Consider the following 13,152-nt stretch of genomic DNA (forward strand, 5'->3'; position numbering starts at 1 on the left):
TGCGCCTTACCGGGCCTACGGGTTCGGTTGTATTATTTTGTAGGCCGGGTAAGACGCAACGCGTCGCCACCCGGCAAGGCCTCAGGCTCCGTCCTGCAAACTTCTGGCATACATCCGCCCTTCCGCGGCCAATGCCCGCAGGCTCGGATCCTGCTCGCGGTTGCGGGCAAAGACAATCGCGATCAGCTGCTGCATCTGGTACGGCTCCGCCAGCTTCAACAGTTGCACGGAATTCTCGTAGACCTTCTTCATCCTGCCTGGCATTAGCGTAAACCCGACCCCCGCCTGTACCAGGCTCAGCATAGAGAAGATATCGTTCACGCGGGTCACAATCTCCGGCTCGAAACCGGCAATATGAAACGCTTCCTGAAACCCGGCGTAAGTGGCGAACCCTTCCGCGAGGGCGACAAACTTCTGATCTTTATAGTCACGCAGATCGGCGGGGCCGCTGGTATTCAGCGTGGCAGAGGCTGGTGCGGCAAGGAAAATATCGTCATGGAACAGAGGAAGCACTTCGAGGCTGTTACGGTCGATATCGCTTTCGGAGATAGAGATTAAAATCGCATCCAGCGACCCCTCATCCAGCATATGGAGCAGGGTTTCGTTCGAGCCCATCGTCAGATCCATCTCCAGATCCGGACGGCGCAGCTTCATGCCCATTATCAGGCGCGGCACGGTTTCCAGCGTCAGCGAGTAAAGCGTACCGACGCGCAACCGTCCCTGGCCGATACCGGCAATCTTGCGCGACTCTTCCAGCCCGCGCTCCATCACCTGCATCACCTCCTGACAATACTCCAGCAGCGTCCATGCGGAGGGGAGGGCAATCAGGTTACGCCCTTTGTGAGCAAAGAGCGGGCAGCGGACGTTCTCTTCTAGGGTATGCAGCGCGCGGTGCACACTGACACCGCTCAGGCCGAGCGTTTCGGCGGTACGTGCGATATTGCCCTTGTCCATGAACGTCATGAAGATGCTGAGCTTACGGAATGTAATCTCGCTCGTGGTATCGAAGCCCATAACCCTCCCGGCGTGTTAGTCGGCTTGCAGCATCGCTTCCAGCTGTTCCTGCGCGTCCAGCCATGCCATTTCGCACTCTTCGAGACTGGATTTGGTTTTCGCCTGCGTTTGCAGACAGTCCGTCAGCTCCGCTTTGCGGCTCTGATCGTACAGTTCGCTGTCGCCCAGCTTCTCTTCGACGGCGGCAAGCGTGGCGTTAAGCTTTTCCATCTCTTTTTCGAGACGGGTAATCTCTTTACGCAGCGGCTGAGTCTGGGTGCGCAGTTCCGCTTCACGGCGCTTCTGGTCTTTACGCGCCTGGGCGCTGTTGGCGTTGTCTTTCGCTGACTCTTCCGGCTGGTTTTCCTGCTTCTGCACGTCCGTCAGCCACTGCTGGTAATCTTCCAGATCGCCGTCGAACGGTTCCACTTTGCCGCCGTGAACCAGATAGAGATCGTCGGTGGTGGAGCGGATCAGGTGGCGATCGTGCGAAACGACAACCAGCGCCCCTTCGAACTCGATCAGCGCTTCGGTCAGCGCCTGACGCATGTCGAGATCGAGGTGGTTGGTCGGTTCATCGAGCAGCAGCAGGTTTGGACGCTGCCAGACGATCAGCGCCAGCACCAGACGCGCTTTTTCGCCGCCGGAGAAACGCGCTGTATTTTCAGTCACCTTATCTCCCTGGAAGCCAAAGCCGCCGAGGTAGTCGCGCAGCTTCTGCTCCATCTCCTGCGGCGCCAGGCGCGCCAGGTGCTGGATCGGCGATTCATCGGCGCGTAAAAATTCCAGCTGATGCTGAGCGAAGTAGCCAAGCTTGATGCCCTTCGCCAGCCCGATTTCGCCGCTGACCGGGTTAAGCTCGCCCGCCAGCAGCTTGATCAGCGTCGATTTACCGGCGCCGTTACGCCCCAGCAGACCGATGCGTGAACCCGGCACCAGGTTGAGCTTGATAGAGTCGAGAATAATGCGATCGCCATAGCCCGCGCTCACTTTTTCCATCTTCAGCAGCGGGTTCGGCAGGCTCTCCGGCTCGCGGAAGCTGAAGTGGAACGGGTTATCCACGTGCGCGGGGGCAATCATCTCCATGCGTTCCAGCATTTTGACGCGGCTCTGCGCCTGCTTGGCTTTTGACGCCTTGGCCTTGAAGCGATCCACAAAGCTTTGCAAGTGCGCCACGCGCTGCTGCTGGCTTTCATACATCGCCTGCTGCTGGGCGAGGCGCGTCGCGCGCTGGCGCTCGAAAGAGCTGTAGTTGCCGGTGTACTCGAACAGGCTTTGCTGTTCGATATGAATGATTTTATCCACCACCGGGTCGAGGAAGTCGCGGTCGTGGGAGATCAGAATCAGAGTGCCCTGATAGCTCTTGAGCCACTTCTCCAGCCAAATAACCGCATCGAGATCGAGGTGGTTGGTCGGTTCATCGAGCAGCAGGAGGTCAGAGCGGCAGATCAGCGCCTGCGCCAGGTTAAGGCGCATACGCCAGCCACCCGAGAAATCGCTCACCGGGCGTTCAAGCTGTTCGTTGCTGAAGCCCAGGCCGTGCAGCAGGCTGGAGGCGCGGGAGCGAATGGTCCAGGCGTCGATGGCGTCCAGCTTGCCGTGGACGGTGGCGATGGCGTGGCCGTCGTTGCGTTCGTTGGCGGCGTTGAGCTCCGCTTCGAGCTTGCGGTATTCACGGTCGCCGTCGATAACATAGTCGAGCGCCGGTTCGCTCAGCGCGGGGGTCTCCTGGTTTACCCAGGCGAGCTGCCAGTTGCCCGGGAAGGTAAAGTTCCCGCCATCCGCGCTTATCTCGTTTTTCAGCAGTGCCAGCAGGGTGGATTTACCGCAGCCGTTTTTGCCGACCAGCCCCACTTTCTGGCCCGGGTTGATGGTAGCAGTCGCGTTATCCAGCAGGACGCGCACGCCGCGACGAATTTGTAACGAGGAGAAAACAATCATAGAAGCGCCGTATGTTCCGACTATGTTAATTTGTCATTATGATAATGTAAGGTGTGGGCCAATTTCCCCACCGGGCCGCCATGGTAGCCCAAAACGACAACAATACACAAAAACAGAACCGGGAGGGGAGTGATGTCTCAGACAGCGAAAGTGCTGCTGCTGTATGCCCATCCGGAATCACAGGACTCGGTGGCAAACCGGGTGCTGCTTAAGCCGGCCACACAGCTCAGTAACGTAACGGTGCACGATCTCTACGCGCACTATCCCGATTTCTTTATTGATATTCCTTACGAGCAGGAACTGCTGCGTCAGCACGACGTGATTGTGTTCCAGCATCCGCTTTATACCTATAGCTGTCCGGCGCTGCTGAAAGAGTGGCTGGACCGCGTGCTGAGCCGGGGCTTTTCCAGCGGGGTGGGGGGCAACCAGCTGGCGGGAAAGTACTGGCGGAGTGTCATCACCACCGGTGAGCCGGAAAGCGCTTACCGTCACGACGGGCTGAACCGTTACCCCATGAGCGACATTCTGCGGCCGTTTGAGCTGACGGCGGCGATGTGCCGTATGCACTGGATGAGCCCGATTATTATCTACTGGGCACGGCGGCAGGATCCGAAAGCGCTGGCGAGCCATGCCAGGGCCTATGGCGAATGGCTGGCGTCACCGATTCCGGCGGGAGGACGCTAATGGACGGTTCGAATTTACTCCTCGCCGGGGTGCTGTTTTTGTTTGCCGCCGTCGTCGCGGTCCCCCTTGCCGCGCGTCTCGGCATTGGCGCGGTGCTGGGCTATTTGCTGGCGGGGATAGCCATTGGTCCCTGGGGGCTTGGGTTTATCAGCGATGTGGATGAAATTCTCCACTTCTCCGAGCTGGGCGTGGTGTTCCTGATGTTTATCATCGGGCTTGAGCTTAATCCGTCCAAGCTGTGGCAACTGCGGCAATCTATTTTTGGCGTCGGGGCGGCGCAGGTATTGCTCAGCGCCGCCATTCTGGCGGGCCTGCTGATGCTGACGCAGTTTTCCTGGCAGGCCGCGGTGATTGGCGGGATCGGTCTTGCGATGTCGTCGACGGCGATGGCGCTTCAGCTGATGCGCGACAAAGGGATGAACCGCAACGAGGCGGGGCAACTGGGCTTTTCGGTGCTGCTGTTCCAGGATTTAGCGGTGATCCCGGCGCTGGCGCTGGTGCCGCTGCTGGCAGGCTCCGGAGACGATCATTTCGACTGGATGAAGATCTCCATGAAGGTGCTGGCCTTCGCGGGGATGCTGATCGGCGGACGGTTTTTACTGCGTCCAGTGTTCCGGTTTATTGCGGCATCCGGCGTACGCGAGGTCTTCACCGCCGCAACGCTGCTGCTGGTGCTTGGTTCAGCGCTGTTTATGGATGCGCTGGGGCTGTCGATGGCGCTCGGGACGTTTATCGCCGGGGTGCTGCTTGCGGAAAGCGAGTACCGCCACGAGCTGGAGACCGCCATCGATCCGTTTAAGGGGCTGCTGTTAGGGCTGTTCTTTATCTCGGTGGGTATGGCGCTTAATCTTGGCGTGCTCTATACCCATCTGCTGTGGGTTATTGCGAGTGTCGCCGTGCTGGTGGCGGTCAAAACGCTGGTGCTGTATCTCCTCGCGCGGATTTACGGGCTGCGCAGCTCGGAAAGGATGCAGTTTTCCAGCGTGTTAAGTCAGGGCGGAGAGTTTGCGTTTGTGCTGTTTTCCACTGCGTCGTCTCAGAAGCTGTTCAAAGATGACCAGATGGCGCTGCTACTGGTGACGGTCACGCTGTCGATGATGACCACGCCGCTGCTGATGAAGCTGGTGGACAAACTGCTGTCGCGCCGCCTGAATCCCGCAGACGATGAAGACGAAGCGCCGTGGGTGGAAGATGATAAACCGCAGGTGATCGTCGTGGGCTTTGGCCGCTTCGGACAGGTGATTGGTCGCCTGTTGATGGCAAATAAAATGCGCATTACGGTGCTGGAGCGCGATATCAGCGCCGTCAACCTGATGCGCAAATATGGTTATAAGGTGTACTACGGGGATGCGACGCAGCTTGAGCTGTTGCGCTCGGCGGGCGCAGAGGCTGCGGAGTCCATCGTCATCACCTGTAACGATCCGGAAGACACAATGAAGCTGGTGGAGCTGTGCCAGCAGCATTTCCCGCATCTGCATATTCTGGCGCGTGCGCGCGGACGAGTTGAGGCTCACGAACTTTTGCAGGCGGGTGTGAAACACTTCTCCCGCGAAACCTTCTCCAGCGCGCTGGAGCTGGGGCGCAAGGCGCTGGTTTCGCTGGGTATGCATCCTCACCAGGCGCAACGCGCCCAGATGCATTTCCGCCGGCTGGATATGCGAATGCTGCGTGAACTGATGCCTGTGCACAGCGACACGGCGCAGATCTCCCGCGTGCGGGAAGCGCGTCGCGAACTGGAGGAGATCTTCCAGCGTGAGATGCAACAGGAACGACGCCAGCTCGACGGCTGGGATGAATTTGAATAAAGGGTAACGAAAGATGGCTTTACGTAAACGCTTTATCGCGGGCGCAAAATGCCCGTCCTGCCAGGCGCAAGATACGCTGGCCATGTGGCGGGAGAATAATATCGATATTGTTGAATGTGTTAAGTGCGGTCACCAGATGCGTGAGGCCGACAAAGAAGCCCGCGATCACGTTCGCAAAGAAGAGCAAGTGATCGGCATTTTTCATCCAGACTAGCGATATGCTCTGAGTTTTTTTAAGCTTAAGGGTACACGGGTGCAGAATTCCGCTACAATCTGCGCCAGCAATTTTCCCACGCTCAGGAGATATCATGAAAGTAGCAAAAGACCTGGTGGTCAGCCTGGCCTATCAGGTACGTACAGAAGACGGTGTGTTGGTTGATGAGTCTCCGGTGAGTGCGCCGCTGGACTACCTGCATGGTCACGGTTCCCTGATTTCCGGCCTGGAAACGGCGCTGGAGGGTCATGAAGTTGGCGACAAATTCGACGTTGCTGTCGGCGCGAACGACGCTTACGGTCAGTATGATGACAACCTGGTTCAGCGCGTTCCTAAAGACGTGTTCATGGGCGTTGACGAGTTGCAGGTTGGCATGCGCTTCCTGGCTGAAACTGACCAGGGTCCGGTTCCGGTTGAAATCACAGAAGTTGAAGACGACCACGTTGTGGTTGACGGCAACCACATGCTGGCTGGTCAGAACCTGAAGTTCAACGTAGAAGTTGTTGCTATCCGTGAAGCGACCGAAGAAGAGCTGGCTCATGGCCACGTTCATGGTGCGCACGGTCACGACCATGACCACGATCACGGCCACGACGGCTGCTGCGGTGGTCACGGCCACGATCATGGTCATGACCACGGCCACGATCATGGTCATGACCACGGCCACGGTAAAGGTGGTTGCGGTAACGGCGGCTGCGGCTGCCACTGATTCCGTACTGCGGAAAATAAAAAAGCGGGATAATCCCGCTTTTTTTACGCCTCAATAATGAGGTGGTGGCGTCTCTTCAGCCTGAGAGGCGATGTGCGACGACTGCGTTGCCTTCACTTTTTCAGTAAGAAGTCGCATCAAATCGCGCATTTTTGCCATTTCAAGCTCATGAGCCGTCACGGTCTGGTTCAGTTCTTCGATGGTGATGTCCTGAAAAGCCAGGCGGCTGTCCAGCTCAGCCAGTCTCGCTTCGATCGTTGTATCCTTCATCATTCACCTCGTTTATCTCTCATGCGCCATAATGGACCAGCGGCGGCGAAGTTTATCTGACTTTTTCCTTAAGTACAGTATCCATCTCCCTGACAAGAAACTTATTTAAACAAAAATAGTCTGAAAAGAAGCGACATTCGGGGGAGTCTGTCTGTAGATTTCTTCCACAACGTTTTATAGTACGTCACTCATTTACGTTTAACACTGGGGTGAGAGACCTCAGGTCCTGGAGATATGGATGAAATCACTGTTTAAAGTTACGCTGCTGGCGACCACTATGGCTGTAGCGCTCAATGCGCCGCTGTCTTTCGCTGCTGATACTGCTGCGAAGCCTGCTGCGACTACAGACAGCAAAGCGGCATTCAAGAATGACGACCAGAAATCCGCCTACGCACTTGGCGCGTCTCTGGGCCGTTACATGGAAAACTCTCTGAAAGAACAAGAGAAACTGGGCATCAAACTGGACAAAAACCAGCTGATCGCAGGGGTTCAGGATGCGTTCGCAGACAAGAGCAAACTGTCTGACCAGGAAATCGAGCAGACTCTGCAAGCGTTTGAAGCGCGCGTGAAAGGCGCCGCTCAGACCAAGATGGAAGCAGACGCTAAAGATAACGAAGCGAAAGGCAAAGCCTACCGCGATAAGTTCGCTAAAGAGAAAGGCGTTAAAACGTCTTCTACTGGCCTGATCTATAAAGTTGAGAAAGAAGGTACCGGCGACGCGCCTAAAGACAGCGACACCGTTGTAGTTAACTACAAAGGTACGCTGATCGACGGTAAAGAGTTCGATAACTCTTATACTCGCGGTGAGCCTCTCTCCTTCCGTCTGGACGGTGTGATCCCGGGCTGGACCGAAGGCCTGAAGAACATCAAGAAAGGCGGTAAAATCAAGCTGGTCATCCCACCGGATCTGGCTTACGGCAAAACCGGCGTTCCGGGTATCCCGGCTAACTCTACGCTGGTATTTGATGTAGAACTGCTGGACATCAAACCGGCGCCGAAAGCGGATGCGAAAACAGACGCACCGGCTGACGACAAAGCCGCAGCAGCTAAGAAGTAATGCTGAAAAAAACCGCCGCCTTTACAGGCGGCGGTTTTTTTATTGTGGGGCAGATATAATTAACACTGGAAAGCGTTATACACGCTGTATTAATTTAGTTGTCCGTGTAGATAATGAGCCTGCCCTGAAAACCTAACGACAGGCTCCTGAAAAGGAGTGTTTTTTTCATGTCCAGGTCGCTTTTAACCAACGAAACCAGTGAACTTGATTTGCTGGATCAACGTCCATTTGACCAGACCGACTTCGATATTCTGAAATCCTACGAAGCGGTAGTGGACGGGTTAGCGATGCTCATTGGTTCCCACTGCGAAATCGTATTGCATTCCCTGCAAGATCTTAAGTGTTCCGCTATCCGCATTGCGAATGGTGAGCACACTGGCCGTAAAATTGGTTCGCCAATCACCGACCTTGCATTGCGTATGTTGCATGACATGACCGGCGCGGACAGCAGCGTCTCAAAATGCTATTTCACCCGCGCCAAAAGCGGCGTGCTGATGAAATCAGAAACTATCGCGATTCGAAACCGCGAACACCGGGTGATCGGTCTGCTGTGCATCAACATGAACCTTGATGTGCCATTCTCGCAAATCATGAGCACTTTCATTCCGCCAGAAACGCCGGACGTGGGCTCATCGGTGAACTTTGCCTCTTCTGTTGAGGATCTCGTGACACAGACGCTGGAGTTCACCATTGAAGAGGTGAATGCCGATCGCAACGTATCCAACAACGCCAAGAATCGTCAGATCGTCCTGAACCTCTATGAGAAAGGGATTTTTGATATCAAAGATGCCATCAACCAGGTGGCCGATCGCCTGAATATCTCCAAACACACGGTTTACCTCTATATTCGCCAGTTCAAAAGCGGCGACTTCCTGGGGCAAGACAAGTAATGCGTTTTGCGTTAATGGTGACGGGCCCGGCGTACGGTACCCAGCAGGCCAGCAGCGCGCTACAGTTTGCCCATGCGCTGCTTGATGCCGGTCATGAACTGGCAAGCGTCTTCTTCTATCGTGAAGGGGTCTATAACGCGAACCAGTTTACGTCCCCGGCGAGCGATGAGTTTGACCTTGTGCGCGCCTGGCAAAAATTAAACGAAACGCAGGGCGTCGACCTGCATATCTGCGTCGCGGCGGCACTGCGTCGCGGCGTGACGGATGCGACTGAAGCCGAACGCCTTGGTCTGGCAGGGGCTAACCTGCAACCGGGCTTTTCGCTCAGCGGATTAGGCGCATTAGCACAGGCGGCGTTGACCTGCGACAGAGTGGTGCAATTTTGATGAAGCGCGTAGCGTTTGTTTTTACTTCTGCCCCGCATGGCAGCGCTTCAGGCCGGGAAGGGCTGGATGCATTGCTCGCGACCTCGGCTTTAACCGAAGATATTGGCGTCTTCTTTTTAGGCGATGGCGTATTCCAGCTTCTGGCAGGCCAACAACCGCAGGCCATTCTTGCGCGCGACTACATTGCGACCTTTAAAGTTCTGCCGCTCTATGACATTGAAACCTTCTATGTGTGCGCCGACTCGCTGGCCGCTCGTGGGTTAAATGAGAAAATACCGGTCGTGCTGGACGTGACGATCCTGACATCTTCTGCGCTGCGCGAACAACTTTCTCACTACGATACCGTTCTGACTTTCTGAGGCTATCATGCTCCATACCCTGAGCCGTTCACCGTGGCAATGCGATATCGACACGTTACTGAGCATGCTGCGCGAAGGCGATGATCTGCTGCTGATTCAGGATGGCGTGCTCGCGGCGCTTGATGGCAGCCGTTTTGTTGAAATCCTCGCTAATGCCCCCATAACAGTCTCTGCGCTTAAAGAGGATCTGGATGCGCGGGGTCTTTCTGGTCAAATTTCAGCCAAAATTGACGTGGTTGGCTATACTGATTTCGTCAATCTTACTGTGACGCACGCCAGTCAAATGAACTGGTGATTTGAGATCGCTGTATATTTCTTGACACCTTTTCGACGTAGCCCTAAAATTTCGCGTCCTCATATTGTATGAGGTCGTTTTATTACGTGTTTACGAAGCAAAAGCTAAAACCAGGAGCTATTTAATGGCAACAGTTAACCAGCTGGTACGCAAACCACGTGCACGCAAAGTTGCAAAAAGCAACGTGCCTGCGCTGGAAGCCTGCCCGCAGAAACGTGGCGTATGTACTCGTGTATATACCACCACTCCTAAAAAACCAAACTCCGCACTGCGTAAAGTATGCCGTGTGCGTTTGACTAACGGTTTCGAAGTGACTTCCTACATCGGTGGTGAAGGTCACAACCTTCAGGAGCACTCCGTGATCCTGATCCGTGGCGGTCGTGTTAAAGACCTTCCGGGTGTTCGTTACCACACCGTTCGTGGTGCGCTGGACTGCTCAGGTGTTAAAGACCGTAAGCAGGCTCGCTCCAAGTACGGCGTGAAGCGTCCTAAGGCTTAATGGTTCTCCGTTAAGTAAGGCCAAACTGATTTATCTTAATGTCAAACTAAACTCGTAGAGTTTTGGACAATCCTGAATTAACAACGGAGTAATCCCATGCCACGTCGTCGCGTCATTGGTCAGCGTAAAATTCTTCCAGATCCGAAATTCGGATCAGAACTGCTGGCAAAATTTGTAAATATCCTGATGGTAGATGGTAAAAAATCTACTGCAGAAGCAATCGTATACAGCGCGCTGGAGACCCTGGCTCAGCGTTCTGGTAAAAATGAACTGGAAGCTTTCGAAGTCGCTCTCGACAACGTGCGCCCGACTGTAGAAGTTAAGTCTCGCCGCGTTGGTGGTTCTACTTATCAGGTTCCAGTTGAAGTTCGTCCGGTTCGTCGTAATGCTCTGGCAATGCGTTGGATCGTTGAAGCTGCTCGTAAACGCGGTGATAAATCCATGGCTCTGCGTCTGGCGAACGAACTTTCTGATGCTGCAGAAAACAAAGGTACTGCAGTTAAGAAACGTGAAGACGTTCACCGTATGGCAGAAGCCAACAAGGCGTTCGCACACTACCGTTGGTAATCCCTTCGGAGTCGTAGTCACCAGGCGGGCGCTTCAGAGAAGCCGCCCGCTCTGGGTAACTTAACTGAACGCCTAAAGATATAAACGAGGAATCAAATGGCTCGTACAACACCCATCGCACGCTACCGTAACATCGGTATCAGTGCGCACATCGACGCCGGTAAAACCACTACTACCGAACGTATTCTGTTCTACACCGGTGTAAACCATAAAATCGGTGAAGTTCATGACGGCGCAGCCACCATGGACTGGATGGAACAGGAGCAGGAGCGTGGTATTACTATCACCTCCGCAGCGACTACTGCTTTCTGGTCAGGTATGGCTAAGCAGTACGAACCGCATCGCGTAAACATCATCGACACCCCAGGGCACGTTGACTTCACCATCGAAGTAGAACGTTCCATGCGTGTTCTTGACGGCGCGGTAATGGTTTATTGCGCAGTTGGTGGTGTTCAGCCACAGTCTGAAACCGTATGGCGTCAGGCTAACAAATATAAAGTTCCACGCATCGCGTTCGTTAACAAAATGGACCGTATGGGTGCTAACTTCCTGAAAGTTGTTGGCCAGATCAAAACCCGTCTGGGCGCGAACCCTGTTCCGCTTCAGCTGGCAATTGGTGCTGAAGAAGGCTTCACCGGTGTTATCGACCTGGTGAAAATGAAAGCCATCAACTGGAACGAAGCAGATGCGGGCGTTACCTTCGAATACGAAGATATCCCGGCAGAGATGCAGGACCTGGCTGACGAATGGCACCAGAACCTGATCGAATCCGCAGCAGAAGCTTCTGAAGAGCTGATGGAGAAATACCTGGGTGGTGAAGAACTGACTGAGCAAGAGATCAAATCTGCTCTGCGTCAGCGTGTTCTGAACAACGAAATCATCCTGGTAACCTGTGGTTCTGCGTTCAAGAACAAAGGTGTTCAGGCAATGCTGGATGCGGTAGTTGACTACCTGCCATCCCCGGTTGACGTTCCTGCGATCAACGGCATCCTGGACGACGGTAAAGATACTCCGGCTGAGCGTCACGCAAGTGATGACGAGCCGTTCTCTGCGCTGGCGTTCAAAATTGCTACCGACCCATTCGTGGGTAACCTGACCTTCTTCCGCGTTTACTCTGGTGTGGTTAACTCCGGTGACACCATCCTGAACTCCGTGAAATCGGCGCGTGAACGTTTTGGCCGTATCGTACAGATGCACGCTAACAAACGTGAAGAGATCAAAGAAGTTCGTGCGGGCGACATCGCTGCTGCTATCGGTCTGAAAGACGTGACTACTGGTGACACCCTGTGTGACCCGGATCACCCGATCATTCTGGAGCGTATGGAATTCCCTGAGCCGGTAATCTCCATCGCGGTTGAACCAAAAACCAAAGCTGACCAGGAAAAAATGGGTCTGGCTCTGGGCCGTCTGGCGAAAGAAGACCCATCATTCCGCGTATGGACTGATGAAGAATCTAACCAGACCATCATCGCTGGTATGGGTGAACTGCACCTGGACATCATCGTTGACCGTATGAAGCGTGAATTCAACGTTGAAGCGAACGTGGGTAAACCTCAGGTTGCTTACCGCGAAGCGATTCGCGCGAAAGTTACCGATGTTGAAGGTAAACACGCTAAGCAGTCTGGTGGTCGCGGTCAGTACGGTCACGTTGTGATCGACATGTACCCACTGGAGCCGGGCTCTAACCCTAAAGGTTACGAGTTCATCAACGACATCAAAGGTGGTGTAATTCCTGGCGAATACATCCCTGCCGTTGATAAAGGTATCCAGGAGCAGCTGAAAGCTGGTCCTCTGGCTGGTTACCCGGTTGTAGACATGGGTGTTCGTCTGCACTTCGGTTCTTACCACGACGTTGACTCCTCTGAACTGGCGTTTAAACTGGCTGCGTCTATTGCCTTTAAAGAAGGCTTTAAGAAAGCAAAACCAGTTCTGCTTGAGCCAATCATGAAGGTTGAAGTAGAAACTCCGGAAGAGAACACCGGTGACGTTATCGGTGACTTGAGCCGTCGTCGCGGTATGCTGCGTGGTCAGGAATCCGAAGTAACTGGCGTTAAGATCCACGCTGAAGTTCCGCTGTCTGAAATGTTCGGATATGCAACTCAGCTGCGTTCTCTGACCAAAGGTCGTGCATCATACACTATGGAATTCCTGAAGTATGATGATGCGCCGAACAACGTAGCTCAGGCCGTTATCGAAGCCCGTGGTAAGTAATCCACAGGATTAAAACCTAAGTCCCGTGCTCTCTCCGAAGGGGAGAGCACTATAGTAAGGAATATAGCCGTGTCTAAAGAAAAATTTGAACGTACAAAACCGCACGTCAACGTTGGTACTATCGGCCACGTTGACCATGGTAAAACTACCCTGACTGCTGCAATCACTACCGTACTGGCTAAAACCTACGGCGGTGCTGCTCGTGCTTTCGACCAGATCGATAACGCACCAGAAGAAAAAGCTCGTGGTATCACCATCAACACCTCTCACGT

16 protein-coding genes are annotated in these 13,152 nt (G+C 54.4%); 13 read left to right on the forward strand and 3 right to left on the reverse strand.

The features are described 5' to 3' along the window. Positions 1-81 precede the first annotated feature (81 nt). Both ACOT0L_RS17880 and ACOT0L_RS17885 read right to left on the reverse strand, forming a co-directional pair. Positions 82-1,014 carry a LysR substrate-binding domain-containing protein gene (locus ACOT0L_RS17880; RefSeq protein ID WP_126503871.1) on the reverse strand — a complete coding sequence of 311 codons (933 nt, stop codon included), beginning with the start codon at positions 1,012-1,014 and terminating at the stop codon, positions 82-84. 15 nt (positions 1,015-1,029) lie between these two features. After that, a complete protein-coding gene (locus ACOT0L_RS17885) occupies positions 1,030-2,934 on the reverse strand; it encodes an ABC transporter ATP-binding protein (protein WP_023298762.1) in 1,905 nt (634 codons plus the stop codon). Positions 2,935-3,066: 132 nt separating this feature from the next. On the opposite strand from ACOT0L_RS17885, the gene kefG reads away from it, so the two are divergent. From kefG to slyD, 4 genes are all read left to right on the forward strand, one after another. Further along, positions 3,067-3,618: a glutathione-regulated potassium-efflux system ancillary protein KefG gene (gene kefG / locus ACOT0L_RS17890; protein ID WP_003861686.1), complete on the forward strand. Its 552-nt coding sequence runs from the start codon at positions 3,067-3,069 to the stop codon at positions 3,616-3,618. Beyond that, positions 3,618-5,423 (forward strand): glutathione-regulated potassium-efflux system protein KefB, encoded by a 1,806-nt coding sequence (kefB, locus tag ACOT0L_RS17895; protein WP_003861688.1) that lies wholly within the window; start codon positions 3,618-3,620, stop codon positions 5,421-5,423. The genes kefG and kefB overlap by 1 nt, the downstream gene beginning before the upstream one ends. Positions 5,424-5,436: 13 nt before the next feature. Next, the gene (locus tag ACOT0L_RS17900; protein WP_022649597.1) at positions 5,437-5,637 is read left to right on the forward strand and encodes a YheV family putative zinc ribbon protein; all 201 of its coding nucleotides are present in this window, start codon (positions 5,437-5,439) and stop codon (positions 5,635-5,637) included. 94 nt (positions 5,638-5,731) lie between these two features. Continuing rightward, entirely contained in the window at positions 5,732-6,346 is a 615-nt protein-coding gene (gene slyD, locus ACOT0L_RS17905; protein WP_126503874.1) for a peptidylprolyl isomerase, read from the forward strand. 51 nt (positions 6,347-6,397) lie between these two features. Here the strand turns inward: slyD and ACOT0L_RS17910 are convergent, their stop codons facing one another. Further along, the gene (locus tag ACOT0L_RS17910; RefSeq protein ID WP_126503876.1) at positions 6,398-6,616 is read right to left on the reverse strand and encodes a protein SlyX; all 219 of its coding nucleotides are present in this window, start codon (positions 6,614-6,616) and stop codon (positions 6,398-6,400) included. A gap of 238 nt (positions 6,617-6,854) precedes the next feature. On the opposite strand from ACOT0L_RS17910, the gene fkpA reads away from it, so the two are divergent. The 9 genes from fkpA to ACOT0L_RS17955 form a co-directional block, all read left to right on the forward strand. Continuing rightward, on the forward strand, positions 6,855-7,673 hold the full coding sequence (fkpA, locus tag ACOT0L_RS17915) for an FKBP-type peptidyl-prolyl cis-trans isomerase (RefSeq protein ID WP_003861695.1): 819 nt from the start codon (positions 6,855-6,857) through the stop codon (positions 7,671-7,673). A 167-nt stretch (positions 7,674-7,840) separates the two neighbouring features. Further along, on the forward strand, positions 7,841-8,563 hold the full coding sequence (locus ACOT0L_RS17920; RefSeq protein WP_003861697.1) for a helix-turn-helix transcriptional regulator: 723 nt from the start codon (positions 7,841-7,843) through the stop codon (positions 8,561-8,563). Next, a complete protein-coding gene (tusD, locus tag ACOT0L_RS17925; protein WP_003861699.1) occupies positions 8,563-8,949 on the forward strand; it encodes a sulfurtransferase complex subunit TusD in 387 nt (128 codons plus the stop codon). Before ACOT0L_RS17920 ends, tusD begins: the two co-directional genes overlap by 1 nt. Beyond that, the gene (gene tusC / locus ACOT0L_RS17930) at positions 8,949-9,308 is read left to right on the forward strand and encodes a sulfurtransferase complex subunit TusC (RefSeq protein WP_022649593.1); all 360 of its coding nucleotides are present in this window, start codon (positions 8,949-8,951) and stop codon (positions 9,306-9,308) included. The genes tusD and tusC overlap by 1 nt, the downstream gene beginning before the upstream one ends. A 7-nt stretch (positions 9,309-9,315) precedes the next feature. Then, a complete protein-coding gene (tusB, locus tag ACOT0L_RS17935; protein ID WP_022649592.1) occupies positions 9,316-9,603 on the forward strand; it encodes a sulfurtransferase complex subunit TusB in 288 nt (95 codons plus the stop codon). Positions 9,604-9,727: 124 nt separating this feature from the next. After that, on the forward strand, positions 9,728-10,102 hold the full coding sequence (gene rpsL, locus ACOT0L_RS17940; protein WP_000246815.1) for a 30S ribosomal protein S12: 375 nt from the start codon (positions 9,728-9,730) through the stop codon (positions 10,100-10,102). Between the two features lie 96 nt (positions 10,103-10,198). After that, positions 10,199-10,669, forward strand: coding sequence for a 30S ribosomal protein S7 (rpsG, locus tag ACOT0L_RS17945; RefSeq protein ID WP_003861706.1), 471 nt, complete (start codon positions 10,199-10,201; stop codon positions 10,667-10,669). 96 nt (positions 10,670-10,765) lie between these two features. Further along, entirely contained in the window at positions 10,766-12,880 is a 2,115-nt protein-coding gene (fusA, locus tag ACOT0L_RS17950) for an elongation factor G (RefSeq protein ID WP_022649591.1), read from the forward strand. A gap of 69 nt (positions 12,881-12,949) precedes the next feature. Then, a partial coding sequence (locus ACOT0L_RS17955; protein ID WP_000031659.1) for a GTP-binding protein occupies positions 12,950-13,152 on the forward strand: 203 nt, incomplete at its 3' end.

This window comes from Enterobacter cloacae complex sp. XAL002, assembly GCF_049236805.1.
GTDB classification, from domain to species: Bacteria; Pseudomonadota; Gammaproteobacteria; order Enterobacterales; family Enterobacteriaceae; genus Enterobacter; species Enterobacter intestinihominis.